Here is an 18,221-nt window from a genome sequence, read left to right as displayed (position 1 = left end):
CCGGCTAGCGCCGCCGCAGCCGCAGCCGCAGCGGGATCACCGCCGACTCCAGCTGGGTGCGCAGGGTCATCTTGGAGACACCCTCCGTGCGCTCGGTGAAGCGGATCGGGATCTCCACCGCCGGGTGCCCGGCCCGTACGGCCTTGTACTTCAGCTCCACCTGGAAGCTGTAGCCCGCGCTGTCCAGGGACGACAGGTCCACGTCCCGCAAGGTCGGCGCCGACCACAGGTTGAAGCCGGCGGTGATGTCCCGGATCTCGGTGCCGAGGACCGCGCGCGCGTACCGGTTGGCGAAGCGGGACAGCAGCACCCGGTGCGCCCCCCACGCCTCGTCCAGCGAGCCGCCCTCGACGTACCGGCTGCCGACGACCAGCCCGGCGCCGGAGTCCAGGGCCGCCCGGAGCATGCGGGGCACGGCCTCCACGGGGTGGCTGCCGTCGGCGTCCATCTGGACGACGTACGCGGCGCCCTCCTCCAGCGCGGCGGACATGCCGGCCGCGTATGCCCGCCCCAGCCCGTCCTTCCCGGTGCGGTGCAGCACGCTCATCCGGCGCCGGCCGGCCCGGTTGTACCGCTCGGCCAGCTCCTCGGCGATCCGCCCGGTGCCGTCCGGGCTGGAGTCGTCGACGACCTTCAGATGGAGTCCGTCCAGCGGCAGGGCGAGCACCGCCTCGGCCATGCCCGGCAGGTTCGCCGCCTCGTTGTAGGTCGGCATCACCACGGTGACCGCTGTCTCGTCGTGCGTCATCCTCGCTCTTCTTTCCCCGTGGGCGTCTTGGTCAGGAGGTCACGGTCGTGAGGTCTTGACCCAGACGCGGTAGTGACCCGTGCCGCTGGAGTTGCGGAACGGCAGGTCGGCGAGGAGCCGGTAGTGCGCGTTGCCCTTGAGCGCGTCCGCGACGACGGTGTCCACCCGCGGGTTGGTCAGGCCGTCCAGGACGATCAGGTCGTACTCGCCGTCGCGCAGCGCGGCCCGGTAGCCGGCGTCACCCGAGTGGTGCCGGCCCTTCCTGTCCGTGTACTCCATGGCGAACGCGCCCTGCCACTGCCGCTGGCTGGTCTTCTCGCGCAGGTAGTAGACGGGGACCTCGGGCGTCGACGCCAGGTAGTGGCCCTTGCGGTCCACGTGGGAGTCGATGACCTGGATCATCTTCGCGGAGTCGGGCCAGACGCCGAACCGCCAGTCCGCCTGGGAGATGCCGAGGCAGAGCGTCGCCGTCCACAGCATGATGCCGAGCTGGGGATAGCGGAAGTGGGCGCCGATCAGCCGGGTCACGCCCACGCCGGCCATCGGCGCGGCGAAGAGCAGTCCGAAGCCGACGTGCTTGAACAGCGAGACCACGGTCCCCAGGTGCACCTGGTACGCGGGCGCGAGCAGGGCGGTGCCGCACAGCACCAGACCGAGCAGCGCGCGCCAGCGCCAGCCGGGGTTGCCCAGCCGCTGGGCGAGCGGCGACTCGTTCATCCGGCTGCGCCGCACGTAGGAGAGCGCGCCGCCGACGGCGGTGAGGAACATCAGCCCGCCCCACTCGGCCGACCGCTGGAGCAGGAAGGCGGCGCTGTCGGAACCGTGGTCGCGGTCGGTGGTGGTCTGCCGCACGCCGGCCAGCAGGTCGGTGCTGTACATGCCGGCCGCCAGCAGGGCGCCGATGCCGAGCCCGAGCAGCAGCATCCGCACGAAGGCCTTGCCGCCCTTGTGCGGCCAGCCGGTGAGCAGCGCGAGCACGACGATGGTCGGCAGGTACAGCGCGGAGGCGTACTTCACGCCGACGGCGAGCACGGCGACGGGCGCGGCGAGCAGCACGGCGGCCACGGGTGCCCGGTCGGTGCGTACGACGATCCAGGTGGCCAGGGCCAGCAGGAAGACGGCGGCGGCGTCGTAGGTGGCGAAGTACCCCATGACGACGGTCGACTGCACCACGGCGAAGAGCGCCGCGCCGGCCAGCGCCGCCCGCTCGTTGAACAGCCGCCGGGTGAAGGAGTACAGCAGCGCGGTGGTGCCCAGCATGAAGGCCAGGCTGAGGGTGCGCGCCCCCGCGAGCCCGAAGCGGTCGTCGACGGCGGCGGCGAGCACCGGGTACAGCTGCGGCGAGCCGGAGAAGTACGCCGCGTAGTTCACCGGCAGCGGGGTGCCGTGCACCAGGTGCTGCAGCTCGGCGTGGCCGGCCGACAGGTACAGGGCCTCGTCCTGGAACGCCGAGTTGGCAAGGCGCAGCGAGAGCACCGCCTGGACGGCCAGCACGAACAGCAGCACGGCCCGGCTGACCCAGGCGCGCCGCCGGCTGGCGGCCATGTCCCAGCCGACCTCGGGGGTCTCCGGCACGTGGTACCCCGGCTCGGCCTCCTCGGCCGCTTCCGGCACGGTGTGCAGGGCGAACGTCGGCTGGTCGGCCGGCTGCTGGTACGGATAGGTCCGGGGGTCGTAGTCGTACCCCTCGGGTGTCTCGTACCCGTCGGGGGTCCCGTACGTCCGGGGGACCTCGTGCGCCTCGGGGACCTCGTACGCCTGGGGGGCGTCGTAGGACTGGGGGGCGTCGTAGGACTGGGGGACGTCGTAGGACTGCGGCTGGCGCGGGATGTGGCCGTCGGAGTTGAACCAGCCGTCCTGCGGCTCGTCGTCGGCGTACGGGTCGTACGGCTCGGGGGTGTAGTACTGCGGTCGTGAGGTCATGACGGCTTCCGTACGTCGAAGCCGAACCGGTCGTCGGCTGCCAGGTGCTTGAACTCCTTCAGCGCCCGCGGGCTGGCCTCCAGCCGCCAGTCGGCGCGCTTCTTGTGGTTGAACCAGACGAAGCCGAGCATGTCGTCGTCGGCCGCGACGCCCGCGAACAGGTTGCGGATGTCGGCGCGGCGCCGCTCGCCGGGCATGGCGGCGGTCTCCAGGAGCAGGAACGGCTTCTTGGTGAAGGTGCGGATCCGGTCGCGGGTGAGCCCGAAGACGCTGTCGAAGGTGTTGTCGGAGCCGGTGGTGAAGTAGCCGATCAGACCGATCCAGTCGACGTAGGCGTCGCCCGGGTAGTACGGCTCCAGCTTCACGTTCCGCACCGGGTTGACGATGTTGGGCGACCAGGCCCAGATGACGTTGGTGGCGCCGGCGTCCACGAAGGTCTGGTGGATGTGCCGCCAGGCGGCCACGTACTGGGCCGGGGTCACGTCGTCCGTGCCCCACTTCTCCCAGTGGCCGTTGAACTCGTCCGCGAAGTCGATCACCACGGGCAGGTTCAGCCGGCGGACGGCGGTCGCGTACTCCTTGATGTACGCGTCCGACCTGGCCGCCGCGATGTCGGTGAGCGGGGTGTCGAAGGGCTCCCAGGACATCAGCGTCAGCGCGCCCTCGGCCCAGGCGTTGCGCACCCCGGTGGCGTCGAAGCCGTCGCCCCAGCCGGCGTAGTACTCGACGAGGTTCGGCTGCTTGCCGGTCATCCCGGTGTACGCGTCGACGCTCTTCATGGAGGTCGGGGCGCCCGGCACGGCCACGCCGTAGTACTTCTTCGCGGGCTTCAGCAGGGGCGTGACGTCGTAGGGGATGTCCTGGCCGGCCCTCGCGGAGGAGTGCGGGGCCACGGTGCCGGTGCCGGACCCCGGCGAGCCGCCGTCGTCGTCGCCGAGGAGCGAGCAGCCGGTGAGCGCCAGGAGGCCGGCGAGAGCGCCGGCCAGCGCCGCACGGCCCCTGGCGGGAGGTTTCGCCGATCGCATCAGACGGCCTCCGCCCCCACGCGCGGCTGGACCAGGACGCGGCCGACGACCAGCGCGTAGAACAGCCCGGAGGACAGGACCAGGGCGAAGTCCGGGGCGTTCATGGTGAACGTCCGGTACACCGCAGCGGTGACCCAGACCAGCGCCGTGCCGCCGCTCCACGCCCACATGCCGATCCAGAAGCGCCGGGTCTTGTTCTTCTTGGCGCCGGAGGAGCCGGTCGGCTGCCAGCCCATGCGGTTCTTGCGCAGGATGTCCCAGATGGCGAAGACGTGCGCCCAGCCGTACATCATGCGGGCCGCCCACGCCTCCAGGCGGTACGGCGCCCGGTGCCACATCGGGAAGACGATCGTGGTGTAGAGGATGCTCGGCAGCACCAGCAGCAGGTGCTCGACCTTGAGCTTCTCCGGCATCATCAGCAGCAGCACGATCGGGATGACCGGGGCCGCGAAGGTGAACAGCGCGGTGTGGATGTAGTAGAAGAACCCGGACATGTAGCACAGCCGGCTGGAGAGCCGGATCCTGGCCTGCCAGAACTTGCGGCTGCCCAGCAGGCTCATCGAGCCCGAGCACCAGCGGTACTGCTGGTTGAAGAAGGCGCCGGCGTTGTCCGGGCACACGCCGGTGGAGACGGCGACCGGCACATAGCGCAGGTCCCAGCCGAGCCCCCGCAGGTCGAAGCCGGTGTGCACGTCCTCGGAGTGCTCGATCAGGGTCGTGCCGCCGTTGGTCTCCAGGGCCGCCCGCCGGTAGATCGCGCAGGAGCCGACGCAGATCGCGCCGTCACTGCCCTGCCGGGACACCTGCACGGAGCGGTAGAACAGCTCCTGCACCGCGCCCGCGCCGCGCTCGATCCAGTTCTGCGAGTCGAGCACCCGGAAGTACTGCGGGGACTGGACGATGCCGATCCGCGGATCGTCGTCCATGTACGGCAGCAGCTCCTCCAGCAGGTCGGCCCGCGGGGTGAAGTCGGCGTCGAGGATGAGGATGTACTCGCCGTCGGACTGCCCGAAGCCGAAGTGCAGGTTGCCGGCCTTCTTGAACCAGCCCCGGTTCTCCCGGGTGCCGTAGCGGAAGCCGAAGTCCCGGGCCATCGCCGCCAGCTCCGGGCTCGCGCCGTCGTCCAGCACGAACGGCACGCAGACCCCGGGGTACCGGTCGGCCATCGCCCGCACGTGCCGCCAGGTGTTGTGCAGCACCTCGATGGGCTCGCCGCACACCGGCAGGAACACGTCGACGGTCGGGTACACCGCGGGCCGCCAGTTCTGCGCCAGCCGCCGGTGGTGGGCGATGTCGAAGTCCCGGGTGAAGCCGTTCACCCGGAGCGACACCAGGTAGTAGACGACCGTGAACACCAGCAGCGGGGTGTAGATCCACAGCACCGGCGTGGACTGCGCCAGCTTGAACTGGCTCGTCACCAGGCAGCAGAAGCTGATCAGCGAGCTGATCGTCAGGATCCACAGGTTGCGGTGCGCGTAGGAGTACTTCTCCTTGTCCGAGGGCGGGAGCGGCAGCAGCCCCAGCGCGGGGCGGCCACCGCGCCCCGCCCGTCGCCGCCCGCTGCTCCGGGGCGCCGCGCGACGCCCCCCGGTCCGCGCGGGACCCACTGAAGTCATGCCGTTGTCCAACCCCGGGCCCGTACGACCCGTCGACCCCCCAGCCAACCCGGCCACCCCCTGTGGAACATGCGGCCGGAAGGCGCAACAGTAATCGAGAGGTATGAACGGCGTAAGAGGCGACCAGGACGACTACGCCCGGTAAGTCCAGACATGGGGCATAAGCGCTGCTAAATGCAACGTAACTAACAGGTTTCGCAGCCAGGTGCGCCGGGCAACGACCGCTTGTTCCGGGCCTCCTTGTTCCGCGCCGCCAGCAGCTCGTCCGCCGGGTAGCCGACCTCCTCCAGCGTCAGCCCGTGCGGCCGTACGACATGGACGGCCGAGTCCCGCACCCCCGCGGCCAGCACCTTCCCGGGCCACTCCGGCCCCCGGTGCCCGTCCCCCACGAACAGCAGCGCCCCGATCAGCGAGCGCACCATGTTGTGGCAGAACGCGTCCGCCCGCACGGTAGCGGTGATGATGCCGTCGTCGCCCCGGACCAGGCTCAGCTCCTGGAGTGTGCGGATGGTGGTCGCGCCCTCGCGCCTCTTGCAGTAGGCGGCGAAGTCGTGCTCGCCGAGCAGCGCCCGGGCCGCCTCGTTCATGGCGCCCACGTCGAGCGGCCAGTCGTGCCAGAGGACGTGTCCCCGCAGCAGGGGGTCCACTCCCCCGGGGTTGTCGGTGACCCGGTAGGCGTACCGCCGCCAGACGGCGGAGAACCGCGCGTTGAAGCCGCTCGGCGCCTCCCGCAGCGCCCAGACCCGCACGTCCCTCGGCAGCCGGCCGGCGAGCCGCTTGAGCAGCTTCTCGTGGTGCTCGCGCCACACGCCTTCGGGCAGATCCACATGGGCCACCTGCCCGCGCGCGTGCACCCCGGCATCGGTCCGCCCGGCGACCGTCAGCTCGTAGGTCTCCCGCGACCGGGTCACCGTCCGCAGCGCGTCCTCGATCTCCCCCTGCACGGTCCGCCGGCCACCGGCCTGCTTGGCCCAGCCGTGGAAGCCGGTGCCGTCGTAGGAGAGATCGAGACGGAGACGGACGTGCCCGGGCTGTACTTCATCACTCACGTACGGATCCTCTCAGGAACACGAGAGCGGGCCCGCTCCTCGAAAGGAACGGGCCCGCGAACGCCACGGAGCGCTTACGCGTCCTTGGACTCCTCGGCAGCGGCCTCCTCGGCCGGAGCCTCGGTCGCCTCGGGGGCCTTGGCCTCCTCGGACTCCTTGACCGCACGCTTGGTGGCGGCCTCGGCCTCACCGGTCGCCTGCTGCGCGACCGTCAGCGCCTCGACCAGCTCGATGACGGCCATGGGCGCGTTGTCGCCACGGCGGTTACCGATCTTGGTGATGCGGGTGTAACCACCCGGACGGTTCTCGTACCGCGGGCCGATCTCGGTGAAGAGCGTGTGGACGACGCTCTTGTCCGTGATGACCTGGAGCACCTGACGGCGGTTGTGAAGGTCGCCCTTCTTCGCCTTGGTGACCAGACGCTCGGCGTACGGCCGCAGACGGCGGGCCTTCGCCTCGGTGGTGGTGATACGGCCGTGCTCGAAGAGGCTCTTCGCCAGGTTGGCGAGGAGGAGCTTCTCGTGCGCGGCGCTGCCGCCCAGACGGGCACCCTTGGTGGGCTTCGGCATGTTCTTTCTCCTGTGTGTCTGCCCCGGCCGTATCAGGTACCGGGGTCAGGAACCCGATGAGCGGATGCTCACCGGCAACGACCGATCAGTACTGCTCGGTCTCCACGAAACCCGCGTCCGCGTCGTCGTCGGCGCCGAAGGCGTCGGCAGCGGCCGTGGGGTCGAATCCGGGCGGGCTGTCCTTCAGGGCCAGGCCCATGCCGGCCAGCTTCGCCTTGACCTCGTCGATGGACTTCGCACCGAAGTTGCGAATGTCGAGGAGGTCGGCCTCGGAGCGCGCGACCAGCTCACCCACGGAGTGGATGCCCTCACGCTTGAGGCAGTTGTACGACCGAACGGTGAGCTCCAGCTCCTCGATCGGCAGCGCCAGGTCGGCGGCAAGGGCGGCGTCCGTCGGGGACGGGCCCATGTCGATGCCCTCGGCGTCGATGTTCAGCTCGCGGGCGAGACCGAACAGCTCGACCAGCGTCTTGCCCGCGGAGGCCATGGCGTCACGCGGACGCATCGCCTGCTTGGTCTCGACGTCGACGATCAGCTTGTCGAAGTCGGTGCGCTGCTCGACACGCGTGGCCTCGACCTTGTACGTGACCTTGAGAACCGGCGAGTAGATCGAGTCGACCGGGATACGGCCGATCTCCTGGCCCACCTGCTTGTTCTGCACGGCGGAGACGTAACCGCGACCGCGCTCGACGGTCAGCTCCATCTCCAGCTTGCCCTTGCCGTTGAGCGTGGCGAGGACGAGGTCGGGGTTGTGCACCTCGACACCGGCCGGGGGCGCGATGTCGGCGGCGGTGACCAGACCCGGGCCCTGCTTGCGCAGGTACATCACGACCGGCTCGTCGTGCTCCGAGGAGACGACCAGCTGCTTGATGTTGAGGATCAGGTCGGTGACGTCCTCCTTGACGCCCGGCACGGTGGTGAACTCGTGCAGCACGCCGTCGATCCGGATGCTGGTGACAGCGGCACCGGGGATCGAGGAGAGGAGGGTACGGCGGAGGGAGTTGCCGAGGGTGTAGCCGAAGCCCGGCTCCAGCGGCTCGATCACGAACCGGGAGCGGAACTCGTCGACGACCTCTTCGGTCAACGAGGGGCGCTGAGCGATCAGCATGTGTGGATCAGATCCTTCTTTCGTGGACGCCCGCTATTTGACGTCCGACGGAATCCGCACCCGTGAGAAGTGCGGGTACTGCAAGGGTACGGGCGATACGGCCCTTTTCAGGGGGCCGTACCGCCCGGAAAACCCTGAAGCAGCCGGTGCGTCAGACGCGGCGGCGCTTCGGCGGGCGGCAGCCGTTGTGCGGGGTCGGGGTGACGTCCTGGATGGAGCCGACCTCGAGGCCCGTGGCCTGCAGGGAGCGGATCGCGGTCTCACGACCGGAACCCGGGCCCTTCACGAACACGTCGACCTTGCGCATGCCGTGCTCCTGGGCGCGGCGGGCAGCCGACTCGGCGGCCATCTGCGCGGCGAACGGCGTGGACTTCCGGGAGCCCTTGAAGCCGACGTGGCCGGCGGAGGCCCAGGAGATCACGTTGCCGGACGGGTCCGTGATGGAGACGATCGTGTTGTTGAACGTGCTCTTGATGTGCGCGTGGCCGTGAGCGACGTTCTTCTTTTCCTTGCGGCGCACCTTCTTGGCAGCGCCCTGACGTCCCTTGGGGGGCATCTACTAACTCCTACGGGAGGTGGTCGGTCCTACAGCGAAGACCGTGGACAGGTGTCCGCTGCGGACTACTTCTTGCCCGGCTTCTTCTTGCCGGCGATGGCGCGACGCGGCCCCTTGCGGGTACGGGCGTTGGTGCTGGTGCGCTGACCGCGGACGGGCAGACCGCGACGGTGACGGAGACCCTGGTAGGTACCGATCTCGACCTTGCGGCGGATGTCGGCCTGGATCTCGCGACGGAGGTCACCCTCGGTCTTGATGTTGTTGTCGACGTACTCGCGAATCGCGACCAGCTGCTCTTCGGACAGGTCACGAACACGGGTGTTCGGGTCGACGCCGGTCGCAGCCAGCGTCTCCTTCGAGAGGGTCCGGCCGATGCCGAACACGTAGGTGAGGGCGATCTCCACGCGCTTGTCGCGCGGGATGTCGACACCGGAAACGCGTGCCATTCAATGGCTCCTGGTGAATCTTCGGAGGTCTTCCACAGAACCGGCTCCCGGCCGCCGTACCAGGTACGAACCGGGTCCCCGGCCTCCGAACCGGGGGTGTCGAGCTGGATGGCTCGGGTTCTGCGTATGAACATATTCAGCTCGCGTCGCGCGAATCTCTGCGATAGAGGTGCAGAGGGTGATGGTCGTGCGTCAGCCCTGGCGCTGCTTGTGGCGCGGGTTCTCGCAGATGACCATGACCCGGCCGTGACGGCGGATCACCCTGCACTTGTCGCAGATCTTCTTGACGCTCGGCTTGACCTTCATGGGGTGAGGTTCTCCGGGTCAGTGCCATCGCACCGGGCGGGCCCGGGGCGCGGGCAAGATCTACTTGTACCGGTAGACGATCCGGCCACGCGTCAGGTCGTACGGAGACAGCTCCACCACGACCCGGTCGTCAGGGAGGATGCGGATGTAGTGCATACGCATCTTGCCGCTGATGTGTGCCAGGACCTGGTGGCCGTTCTGGAGCTCGACCTTGAACATGGCGTTCGGCAGAGACTCGACGACAGTGCCCTCGATCTCGATGGCACCTTGCTTCTTGGCCACGCTTCGCCCTTCGAATCGACTACCTTGATCGACTCCGTCACACTTGCAAGCATGCGGACATGCGGGTGCACGAGAGCCGACGAGTCAGTCTACGTCGGCGCACCCCGAAAGGCGAATCGAGGAAGTCTGCCCCCGGGGGTGATCGTTAAGCAAGCGGATCCGGCGCCGTCGTGATGCCGTACTCGGCGAGCTTGGCCTTGCCGCCGTCGGGGGCGGTGAGGACGAGGGGACCCTGCTCCGTCAGGGCGACCGAGTGCTCCCAGTGGGAGGACCAGGTGCCGTCCGTCGTGATGACCGTCCAGTCGTCGGAGAGGACCTCGGTGCGCGGGGTGCCCAGCGAGACCATCGGCTCGATCGCGAGGCAGAAGCCGGGCACCAGCTTGGGGCCCTTGCCGCGGCGGCGGTCGACGTAGTTCAGCAGGTGCGGGTCCATGTGCATCTCGGTGCCGATGCCGTGGCCGCCGTAGTCCTCGATGATCCCGTACCGGCCGCCGCCCGGCTTGGGCTGGCGGCGGATGTACGTCTCGATCGCCCGGGAGACGTCGACCAGCCGGTTGCCCTGCTTCATGGCCGCGATGCCGGCCCACATCGACTCCTCCGTCACCCGGGAGAGCTCGATCAGCTCCGGGGAGTGGCCGGAGCCGACGAACGCGGTGTAGGCCGCGTCACCGTGCCAGCCGTCGACGATCGCGCCGCAGTCGATGGAGATGATGTCGCCGTCCTTCAGGACGACGTCGTCGGAGGGGATGCCGTGCACGACCACGTCGTTCACGGAGGTGCAGATGGTGGCGGGGAAGCCGCCGTAGCCCAGGAAGTTCGACTTCGCGCCGTGCTCGGCGAGGACCTTGCGGGCCACCTCGTCCAGGTCCCTGGTGGTGGCACCCGGCACCGCGGCCTCCCGCGTGGCCGCGTGGATGGCGGCTACGACCAGGCCCGCCGCCCGCATCTTCGCGATCTGCTCGGGGGTCTTGATCTGCACCATGGGGGCCTGCGCTCTCCGTCACTCACGTCGACTGGGATACCTGTACAACAGTACGGCCGCGGCGCCCGGGCAGGCACCGCGGCCGGAAGGACCGGGGACTACTTGTTCTCGGCCTTCTCGCGCTTGAGGGCCTCCAGTGCCCGCTGCGTGATCTCGTCCACCGGGCCCAGGGCGGAGATCGTACGTACCAGGCCCTGCGACTTGTAGTAGTCGATGATCGGCTCGGTCTGCGTGTGGTAGACCTCCAGCCGCTTGCGCACGGTCTCCTCGGAGTCGTCGTCGCGCTGGTACAGCTCGCCGTCGCAGACGTCGCAGACGCCCTCCTGCTTCGGCTTGCTGTACGTCACGTGGAAGACGTGGGAGGAGTCGTTGCGGCAGATGCGCCGGCCGGCGATGCGCTTGACGACCTCGTCCTCGGGGACCTCCAGGTCGAGCACGGCGTCCAGCGTGATGCCCTCGCTCTGCAGCAGCTCGTCCAGCGCCTGGGCCTGCGAGACGTTGCGCGGGAAGCCGTCCAGCAGGAAGCCGTTCTCCGCGTCGGGCTGCTCCATCCGGTCCTTGGCCATCGCGATGGTCACCTCGTCGGGGACGAGGTTGCCGGCGTCCATGTAGGACTTCGCGAGCTTGCCCAGCTCGGTCTGCTGACTGATGTTGGCCCGGAACAGGTCGCCCGTGGAGATGTGCGGGATGGCCAGCTTCTCTGCGAGCCGAACGGCTTGCGTTCCCTTACCGGCACCCGGCGGCCCGACGAGGACGATACGCATCAGCGGAGGAACCCTTCGTAATTGCGCTGCTGGAGCTGGCTCTCGATCTGCTTCACCGTCTCAAGGCCGACACCCACGATGATGAGGATGCTGGTCCCGCCGAACGGGAAGTTCTGGCTTGCCCCAAAGCCCACCAACGCCATTGTCGGTACGAGAGCGATCAGACCCAGATACAGCGAACCCGGCCAGGTGATCCGGTTGAGCACGTAGCTCAGGTACTCAGCGGTCGGTCGGCCAGCCCGGATGCCCGGGATGAAGCCACCATACTTCTTCATGTTGTCGGCGACTTCCTCGGGGTTGAAGGAGATCGCCACGTAGAAGAACGCGAAGAATACGATGAGCAAGAAGTACGAAACGATGTAAATCGGGTGGTCGCCCTTGGTGAGGTTCTGCTCGATCCAGGTCTTCCAGCCCGACTTGCCCCCCGCGAACTGCGCCACCAGCGCCGGAATGTAGAGCAGCGAGGAGGCGAAGATGACGGGAATCACACCGGCCTGGTTCACCTTGAGCGGGATGTACGTGGACGTACCGCCGTAGGACCGGCGCCCGATCATGCGCTTCGCGTACTGCACCGGGATGCGGCGCTGGGCCTGCTCGACGAAGACGACGAGCGCGACCATGACCAGGCCCACCGCGATGACGGTGCCGAACTCGATCCAGCCGCCGGCCAGCGTGCCCTGCTTCTTGATGGCCCACAGCGCGGACGGGAAGGTCGCGGCGATCGAGATGAACATCAGGATCGACATGCCGTTGCCGATGCCGCGGTCGGTGATCAGCTCACCGAGCCACATGACCACGGCCGTACCGGCGGTCATGCAGATGACCATGGTGATCGTCGAGAAGATCGCCTGGTCCGGGACGATGCTCGACGCGACCGAGCAGCCGTTGAAGAGGGCGCCGCTGCGGGCGGTGGCGACGAGGCCGGTGCCCTGAAGGATGGCGAGCGCCACGGTCAGGTAGCGGGTGTACTGCGTGATCTTCGCCGTGCCGGCCTGGCCCTCCTTCTTCAGGGCCTCCAGACGCGGGATCACCACGGTCAGCAGTTGCAGGATGATGCTCGCCGTGATGTACGGCATGATGCCGAGCGCGAAGATCGTGATCTGCAGCAGCGCGCCACCACTGAACATGTTCACGAGACCGAACAGGCCCTGGTTGCCCGAGGCCTCGTTCACACACTTCTGGACGGCCTGGTAGTTGACGCCGGGGATCGGGATGTGGGTACCGACCCGGTAGACCACGATGATGCCCAGCGTGAAGAGCAGCTTCTTGCGCAGGTCGGGCGTCCTGAACGCCCGGGCGAACGCGGTGAGCACGGTGCCTCCTGCGACCCCCGCGCAACTGCGTCAAGGGTGACGGTCTGAGGTTCGACGAATACGAAAAAGAACAGTGCAGGCCACCTTACCGGCGACACTGCCCCCCTAGGAACGACCAACCGGGGATACCTCATTGTGAGGTACCCCCGGTCGGGATCGTCTACGTCATCGAGGCGTCGTCCGAAGGACTCAGACGAGCTCGGTGACCGTACCGCCGGCGGCGGTGATCTTCTCCTTGGCGGAGCCGGAGACGGCGTCGACCGTCACCTGCAGCGCCACGGAGATCTCGCCCTGGCCGAGGACCTTGACGAGGCTGTTCTTGCGAACGGCACCCTTGGCCACCAGACCCTCGACCGTGACCTCGCCACCCTCGGGGTAGAGCGCGGCCAGCTTGTCGAGGTTGACGACCTGGTACTCCGTCTTGAACGGGTTCTTGAAGCCCTTCAGCTTCGGGAGGCGCATGTGGAGCGGCATCTGGCCACCCTCGAAGCGCTCCGGAACCTGGTAACGGGCCTTGGTGCCCTTGGTACCACGACCGGCCGTCTTACCCTTCGACGCCTCACCACGACCCACACGGGTCTTGGCGGTCTTGGCGCCCGGGGCGGGACGGAGGTTGTGGATCTTGAGCGGGTTCTGCTCCGCCATGATCAGTCGACCTCCTCGACCGTCACGAGGTGGCGGACGGTGTGCACCATGCCGCGGAACTCGGGGCGGTCCTCCTTGACGACCTGCGTGTTGATGCCCTTGAGACCAAGGGAGCGCAGGGTGTCACGGTGGTTCTGCTTGCTGCCGATGTAGGACTTGACCTGCGTGATCTTGAGCTGCGCCATGATTACGCACCCACCCCGGCACGCGCACGCAGCAGGGCCGCGGGAGCGACGTCCTCAAGCGGCAGACCACGGCGGGCCGCGATCTCCTCGGGACGCTGCAGACCCTTCAGGGCCTCCACGGTCGCGTGCACGATGTTGATGGCGTTGTCGGAGCCGAGCGACTTCGACAGCACGTCGTGGATACCGGCGCACTCCAGCACGGCACGCACCGGACCACCGGCGATAACACCGGTACCCGGGGACGCGGGCTTGAGCAGCACGACGCCGGCAGCCTTCTCACCCTGGATGGGGTGGGGGATGGTGCCCTGGATCCGGGGGACCTTGAAGAAGTGCTTCTTGGCCTCCTCAACACCCTTGGCGATGGCGGCCGGCACCTCCTTGGCCTTGCCGTAACCGACACCCACGGTGCCGTCACCGTCGCCCACCACGACCAGCGCGGTGAAGCTGAAGCGACGACCACCCTTCACAACCTTGGCGACGCGGTTGATCGCGACGACGCGCTCGACGTACGCGGTCTTCTCGGCGGCAGCAGCGCCGCCGTCACGGCCCTTCCGGTCCCGCCGCTCGCCGCCACCGGCACCGCTTCCGCGGCGCTGGGGTCCAGCCATTGGATTACCTCTCTCTTTCCGCTAGCTACAAGCGGCTCAGAACTTGAGCCCGGCTTCGCGGGCGGCGTCCGCCAGGGCGGCGATGCGCCCGGCGTACTGGTTGCCACCACGGTCGAACACGACGGCCTCGACACCGGCGGCCTTGGCACGCTCGGCGACCAGGGCGCCGACCTGCTTGGCCTGCGCGGACTTGTCGGCCTCGCCGCCACGGATCGACGCGTCCAGAGTGGACGCCGACGCCAGGGTGTGGCCCTTCAGGTCGTCGATCACCTGCGCCACGATGTGGCGGTTGGAGCGGGTCACGACCAGACGGGGGCGCTCCGCCGTACCGGAGATCCGCTTGCGGATCCGGATGTGACGGCGCTTGATCGCGGCGCGCTTGTAGGCGTCGCCCTTGAGGATCTTCTGCCCGTATGCCATGGCTTACTTACCCGCCTTTCCGACCTTGCGGCGGATGACTTCGCCCTCGTACTTGACGCCCTTGGCCTTGTACGGGTCGGGCTTGCGCAGCTTGCGGATGTTGGCCGCAACCTCGCCGACCTTCTGCTTGTCGATGCCCTCGACCGAGAAACGGGTCGGGGTCTCCACCTTGAAGGTGATCCCCTCGGGGGCCTCGACCACGATCGGGTGGCTGTAACCGAGAGCGAACTCCAGGTTCGAACCCTTGGCGGTCACTCGGTAACCGACACCGCTGATTTCGAGCTTCTTCACGTAACCCTGCGTCACGCCGGTGATCATGTTCGCCACCAGCGTGCGGGAGAGGCCGTGCAGGGCCTTGCTCTGACGCTCGTCGTTCGGGCGCAGCACCTGGAGGGTGCCGTCCTCGCCCTTAGCGATGTCGATCGGCGCGGCAACGGTGTGGGTCAGCGAGCCCTTGGGGCCCTTGACCGAAACCGTACGGCCGTCGATGGTGACGTCCACGCCGGCGGGAACCGCGATGGGGAGCTTGCCGATGCGCGACATAGCTGTTTCCTCCGTTCCCTTCTGCTACCAGACGTAGGCGAGGACTTCCCCACCCACGCCCTTCTTGCCGGCCTGCTTGTCGGTGAGGAGCCCGTGCGACGTGGAGATGATCGCCACGCCCAGGCCGCCGAGCACCTTCGGCAGGTTGGTGGACTTCGCGTACACCCGGAGACCGGGCTTGGAGATCCGCTTGATGCCCGCGATGGAGCGCTCACGGTTGGGGCCGAACTTCAGCTCCAGGACGAGGTTCTTGCCGACCTCGGCGTCCTCGACCTTCCAGCCCGTGATGAAGCCCTCCTGCTGGAGGATCTCCGCGATGTGAGACTTGATCTTGGAGTGCGGCATCGACACCGAGTCGTGGTACGCCGAGTTCGCGTTCCGCAGACGCGTCAGCATGTCTGCGATCGGATCAGTCATGGTCATGAATTGGCCTGTGGCCTTTCTCGCCGGGGTTTCCTATATGCGCCATCCCTCTCCCCGTACATGGACGGGACGGGTGCGGCGCGGGGACCTACGGCGTAGTAAGCAATTACTAGCGGACGCTGTCCGCGGGCGTTCAGGGCGGCAGAGGCCCAACCCTCCTAGCCTAAGCCATGAGGGCGGGAGCCCCTGCCGTCCCGGTTGCTTACCGAGAGGTCCAGGAATCCCTAAAAGTGGGGATTACCAGGAGCTCTTGGTCACGCCCGGCAGCTCGCCACGGTGAGCCATCTCACGAAGGCACACGCGGCAGAGGCCGAACTTGCGGTAAACGGAGTGCGGACGACCGCAGCGCTGGCAGCGGGTGTAGCCACGCACTCCGAACTTGGGCTTGCGAGCAGCCTTCGCGATGAGAGCCTTCTTCGCCATCTCGCTCACGCCTCCTTGAACGGGAAGCCGAGGTGACGGAGAAGGGCACGGCCCTCTTCGTCGTTGGTCGCCGTGGTCACCACGGTGATGTCCATACCCCGGACGCGGTCGATCTTGTCCTGGTCGATCTCGTGGAACATGACCTGCTCCGTGAGACCGAAGGTGTAGTTGCCACGGCCGTCGAACTGCTTGGGGGACAGGCCGCGGAAGTCGCGGATGCGCGGGAGCGCGAGCGACAGGGTGCGGTCCAGGAACTCCCACATGCGGTCGCCACGGAGCGTGACGTGGGCACCGATCGGCTGACCCTCACGCAGCTTGAACTGCGCGATGGACTTGCGGGCCTTGGTGACGGCCGGCTTCTGACCGGTGATGGTGGTCAGGTCGCGGATCGCGCCCTCGATCAGCTTCGAGTCACGGGCGGCGTCGCCGACACCCATGTTGACCACGATCTTGACGAGGCCGGGAACCTGCATGACGTTCTCGTACTTGAACTCGTCACGCAGCTTGCCCGCGATCTCCTCGCGGTACTTCTGCTTCAGACGCGGAGTCGTGGTGGTAGCCATCAGATGTCCTCACCCGTCCGCTTGGCAACGCGGATCTTGTTGCCCTCTTCGTCGAAGCGGTAGCCGACACGCGTGACGACCTTCTGACCGTCCTTCTCCACGACCAGCTGAACGTTGGACACGTGGATGGGGGCCTCGGTCGTCACGATGCCGCCGGCCTGGGAACCGCTGGCGGTCGGACCGGCCTTGGTGTGCTTCTTGACCCGGTTGACACCCTCGACCAGGACTCGGTCCTCGCGGGGGTAGGCCGCGATGACCTTGCCCTGCTTGCCCTTGTCCTTGCCGGTGATGACCTGGACCAGGTCGCCCTTCTTGATCTTCATGCTTACAGCACCTCCGGCGCGAGCGAGATGATCTTCATGAACTTCTTCTCGCGCAGCTCACGGCCGACCGGGCCGAAGATGCGGGTGCCGCGAGGGTCGCCGTCGTTCTTCAGAATGACGGCGGCGTTCTCGTCGAAGCGGATGTACGAGCCGTCCGGACGGCGGCGCTCCTTGACGGTGCGAACGATGACCGCCTTGACGACGTCACCCTTCTTCACGTTGCCACCGGGGATCGCGTCCTTGACGGTGGCGACGATGACGTCACCGATGCCCGCGTAGCGGCGACCGGAGCCACCGAGCACACGGATGCAAAGGATCTCCTTCGCACCAGTGTTGTCGGCGACACGCAGTCGCGACTCCTGCTGGATCACGTCTATCTCCTGATCGTCTGCCGGTTCCCGGCAGGGGCCTCAGTCATGAGCGCCCCTGCCGAGCCTGGCGGAACTGACCTGCGGGTTTGCCCGCAGGAAATTACTTGGCCTTTTCGAGGATCTCGACGACGCGCCAGCGCTTCGTCGCAGACAGCGGCCGGGTCTCCATGAGGAGGACACGGTCGCCGACGCCCGCGGCGTTCTGCTCGTCGTGGGCCTTGAGCTTGTTCGTACGGCGGATGACCTTGCCGTACAGCGCGTGCTTCACACGGTCCTCGACGGCGACGACGACGGTCTTGTCCATCTTGTCGCTGACGACCAGACCCTCACGGGTCTTGCGGAAGCCTCGGGCTTCGGTGTTCTCAGTCACGTTGCTCTCGCTCATCAGGCGCTCTCCACCGTCTCGATGCCCAGCTCGCGCTCACGCATCAGGGTGTAGATCCGCGCGATGTCCTTGCGGACGGCCTTCAGCCGACCGTGGTTCTCGAGCTGACCCGTCGCCGCCTGGAAGCGGAGGTTGAACAGCTCTTCCTTGGCCTCGCGGAGCTTCGCCAGAAGCTCCTCGTTGCCCAGCTCGCGCAGCTCGGACGCCTTGGTACCGGCCGACATCACGCTTCACCTGCCTCGCGCTTGACGATCCGGCACTTCATCGGCAGCTTGTGGGCCGCACGCGTGAGCGCCTCACGGGCGATCTTCTCGTTGGGGTACGACAGCTCGAACATGACGCGTCCGGGCTTGACGTTGGCGATCCACCACTCCGGGGAACCCTTACCGGAACCCATGCGGGTCTCGGCCGGCTTCTTGGTGAGGGGACGGTCCGGGTAGATGTTGATCCAGACCTTGCCGCCACGCTTGATGTGGCGGGTCATCGCGATACGAGCCGCCTCGATCTGGCGGTTCGTCACGTAGGCCGGGGTCAGCGCCTGGATGCCGTACTCGCCGAACGCAACCTGCGTTCCACCCTTGGACATACCGTTGCGCTTCGGGTGGTGCTGCTTGCGGTGCTTGACCCTACGGGGGATCAGCATGA

The 18,221-nt window shown here is 67.7% G+C and carries 27 protein-coding genes; all 27 read right to left on the bottom strand.

Annotated elements, in window-relative coordinates:
- Positions 1 to 4: 4 nt before the first annotated feature.
- Positions 5 to 748 (bottom strand): polyprenol monophosphomannose synthase, encoded by a 744-nt coding sequence (locus IG05_RS0123375; RefSeq protein ID WP_030345450.1) that lies wholly within the window; start codon positions 746 to 748, stop codon positions 5 to 7.
- 39 nt (positions 749 to 787) lie between these two features.
- Positions 788 to 2,671: a glycosyltransferase family 39 protein gene (locus tag IG05_RS0123370; RefSeq protein ID WP_030345449.1), complete on the bottom strand. Its 1,884-nt coding sequence runs from the start codon at positions 2,669 to 2,671 to the stop codon at positions 788 to 790.
- Complete coding sequence (locus IG05_RS0123365; protein WP_030345447.1) at positions 2,668 to 3,696, bottom strand: glycoside hydrolase family 26 protein; 1,029 nt, start codon at positions 3,694 to 3,696, stop codon at positions 2,668 to 2,670. Before IG05_RS0123365 ends, IG05_RS0123370 begins: the two co-directional genes overlap by 4 nt.
- The gene (locus tag IG05_RS0123360; protein ID WP_420707618.1) at positions 3,696 to 5,312 is read right to left on the bottom strand and encodes a glycosyltransferase family 2 protein; all 1,617 of its coding nucleotides are present in this window, start codon (positions 5,310 to 5,312) and stop codon (positions 3,696 to 3,698) included. Before IG05_RS0123360 ends, IG05_RS0123365 begins: the two co-directional genes overlap by 1 nt.
- Before the next feature lie 185 nt (positions 5,313 to 5,497).
- Positions 5,498 to 6,361: a tRNA pseudouridine(38-40) synthase TruA gene (truA, locus tag IG05_RS0123355; RefSeq protein ID WP_030345443.1), complete on the bottom strand. Its 864-nt coding sequence runs from the start codon at positions 6,359 to 6,361 to the stop codon at positions 5,498 to 5,500.
- Positions 6,362 to 6,435: 74 nt separating this feature from the next.
- Complete coding sequence (gene rplQ / locus IG05_RS0123350; RefSeq protein WP_030345442.1) at positions 6,436 to 6,930, bottom strand: 50S ribosomal protein L17; 495 nt, start codon at positions 6,928 to 6,930, stop codon at positions 6,436 to 6,438.
- Positions 6,931 to 7,015: 85 nt separating this feature from the next.
- Entirely contained in the window at positions 7,016 to 8,038 is a 1,023-nt protein-coding gene (locus IG05_RS0123345; protein WP_003966937.1) for a DNA-directed RNA polymerase subunit alpha, read from the bottom strand.
- A 151-nt stretch (positions 8,039 to 8,189) separates the two neighbouring features.
- Positions 8,190 to 8,594, bottom strand: a complete 405-nt coding sequence (rpsK, locus tag IG05_RS0123340; protein WP_003956432.1) for a 30S ribosomal protein S11 — start codon at positions 8,592 to 8,594, stop codon at positions 8,190 to 8,192.
- A gap of 65 nt (positions 8,595 to 8,659) precedes the next feature.
- The gene (rpsM, locus tag IG05_RS0123335) at positions 8,660 to 9,040 is read right to left on the bottom strand and encodes a 30S ribosomal protein S13 (protein WP_014674386.1); all 381 of its coding nucleotides are present in this window, start codon (positions 9,038 to 9,040) and stop codon (positions 8,660 to 8,662) included.
- A gap of 192 nt (positions 9,041 to 9,232) precedes the next feature.
- The gene (gene rpmJ, locus IG05_RS0123330; protein ID WP_003998809.1) at positions 9,233 to 9,346 is read right to left on the bottom strand and encodes a 50S ribosomal protein L36; all 114 of its coding nucleotides are present in this window, start codon (positions 9,344 to 9,346) and stop codon (positions 9,233 to 9,235) included.
- A 60-nt stretch (positions 9,347 to 9,406) separates the two neighbouring features.
- The gene (gene infA, locus IG05_RS0123325) at positions 9,407 to 9,628 is read right to left on the bottom strand and encodes a translation initiation factor IF-1 (protein WP_003948620.1); all 222 of its coding nucleotides are present in this window, start codon (positions 9,626 to 9,628) and stop codon (positions 9,407 to 9,409) included.
- A 145-nt stretch (positions 9,629 to 9,773) separates the two neighbouring features.
- On the bottom strand, positions 9,774 to 10,610 hold the full coding sequence (gene map / locus IG05_RS0123320; protein WP_030345441.1) for a type I methionyl aminopeptidase: 837 nt from the start codon (positions 10,608 to 10,610) through the stop codon (positions 9,774 to 9,776).
- A 98-nt stretch (positions 10,611 to 10,708) separates the two neighbouring features.
- A complete protein-coding gene (locus IG05_RS0123315; RefSeq protein ID WP_030345440.1) occupies positions 10,709 to 11,374 on the bottom strand; it encodes an adenylate kinase in 666 nt (221 codons plus the stop codon).
- A complete protein-coding gene (secY, locus tag IG05_RS0123310) occupies positions 11,374 to 12,687 on the bottom strand; it encodes a preprotein translocase subunit SecY (protein WP_030345439.1) in 1,314 nt (437 codons plus the stop codon). Before secY ends, IG05_RS0123315 begins: the two co-directional genes overlap by 1 nt.
- Positions 12,688 to 12,876: 189 nt before the next feature.
- On the bottom strand, positions 12,877 to 13,332 hold the full coding sequence (rplO, locus tag IG05_RS0123305; protein ID WP_014674382.1) for a 50S ribosomal protein L15: 456 nt from the start codon (positions 13,330 to 13,332) through the stop codon (positions 12,877 to 12,879).
- Between the two features lie 2 nt (positions 13,333 to 13,334).
- The gene (gene rpmD / locus IG05_RS0123300) at positions 13,335 to 13,517 is read right to left on the bottom strand and encodes a 50S ribosomal protein L30 (protein ID WP_003974250.1); all 183 of its coding nucleotides are present in this window, start codon (positions 13,515 to 13,517) and stop codon (positions 13,335 to 13,337) included.
- 2 nt (positions 13,518 to 13,519) lie between these two features.
- Positions 13,520 to 14,125 (bottom strand): 30S ribosomal protein S5, encoded by a 606-nt coding sequence (gene rpsE / locus IG05_RS0123295; protein WP_014674381.1) that lies wholly within the window; start codon positions 14,123 to 14,125, stop codon positions 13,520 to 13,522.
- Between the two features lie 36 nt (positions 14,126 to 14,161).
- Complete coding sequence (gene rplR / locus IG05_RS0123290; RefSeq protein WP_014674380.1) at positions 14,162 to 14,545, bottom strand: 50S ribosomal protein L18; 384 nt, start codon at positions 14,543 to 14,545, stop codon at positions 14,162 to 14,164.
- Positions 14,546 to 14,548: 3 nt separating this feature from the next.
- The gene (gene rplF / locus IG05_RS0123285) at positions 14,549 to 15,088 is read right to left on the bottom strand and encodes a 50S ribosomal protein L6 (RefSeq protein WP_030345438.1); all 540 of its coding nucleotides are present in this window, start codon (positions 15,086 to 15,088) and stop codon (positions 14,549 to 14,551) included.
- Positions 15,089 to 15,112: 24 nt separating this feature from the next.
- Positions 15,113 to 15,511, bottom strand: coding sequence for a 30S ribosomal protein S8 (rpsH, locus tag IG05_RS0123280; RefSeq protein WP_014674378.1), 399 nt, complete (start codon positions 15,509 to 15,511; stop codon positions 15,113 to 15,115).
- 237 nt (positions 15,512 to 15,748) lie between these two features.
- Positions 15,749 to 15,934: a type Z 30S ribosomal protein S14 gene (locus tag IG05_RS0123275; protein WP_003948630.1), complete on the bottom strand. Its 186-nt coding sequence runs from the start codon at positions 15,932 to 15,934 to the stop codon at positions 15,749 to 15,751.
- A gap of 5 nt (positions 15,935 to 15,939) precedes the next feature.
- Complete coding sequence (gene rplE, locus IG05_RS0123270; protein ID WP_030345436.1) at positions 15,940 to 16,497, bottom strand: 50S ribosomal protein L5; 558 nt, start codon at positions 16,495 to 16,497, stop codon at positions 15,940 to 15,942.
- Complete coding sequence (gene rplX, locus IG05_RS0123265; RefSeq protein WP_030345434.1) at positions 16,497 to 16,820, bottom strand: 50S ribosomal protein L24; 324 nt, start codon at positions 16,818 to 16,820, stop codon at positions 16,497 to 16,499. Before rplX ends, rplE begins: the two co-directional genes overlap by 1 nt.
- 2 nt (positions 16,821 to 16,822) lie before the next feature.
- Positions 16,823 to 17,191 (bottom strand): 50S ribosomal protein L14, encoded by a 369-nt coding sequence (gene rplN / locus IG05_RS0123260; protein WP_003998823.1) that lies wholly within the window; start codon positions 17,189 to 17,191, stop codon positions 16,823 to 16,825.
- A 100-nt stretch (positions 17,192 to 17,291) separates the two neighbouring features.
- Entirely contained in the window at positions 17,292 to 17,576 is a 285-nt protein-coding gene (rpsQ, locus tag IG05_RS0123255; RefSeq protein WP_014674375.1) for a 30S ribosomal protein S17, read from the bottom strand.
- A complete protein-coding gene (gene rpmC / locus IG05_RS0123250; protein WP_003974259.1) occupies positions 17,576 to 17,800 on the bottom strand; it encodes a 50S ribosomal protein L29 in 225 nt (74 codons plus the stop codon). Before rpmC ends, rpsQ begins: the two co-directional genes overlap by 1 nt.
- Positions 17,800 to 18,219 (bottom strand): 50S ribosomal protein L16, encoded by a 420-nt coding sequence (rplP, locus tag IG05_RS0123245; RefSeq protein ID WP_009190136.1) that lies wholly within the window; start codon positions 18,217 to 18,219, stop codon positions 17,800 to 17,802. Before rplP ends, rpmC begins: the two co-directional genes overlap by 1 nt.
- Between the last annotated feature and the right edge of the window lie 2 nt (positions 18,220 to 18,221).

Source organism: Streptomyces sp. NRRL S-1022 (assembly GCF_000720135.1).
Taxonomy (GTDB): Bacteria; Actinomycetota; Actinomycetes; order Streptomycetales; family Streptomycetaceae; genus Streptomyces.
Note: the sequence above shows the minus strand (reverse complement) of the source record. Positions and strands in the feature narration are given on the sequence as shown.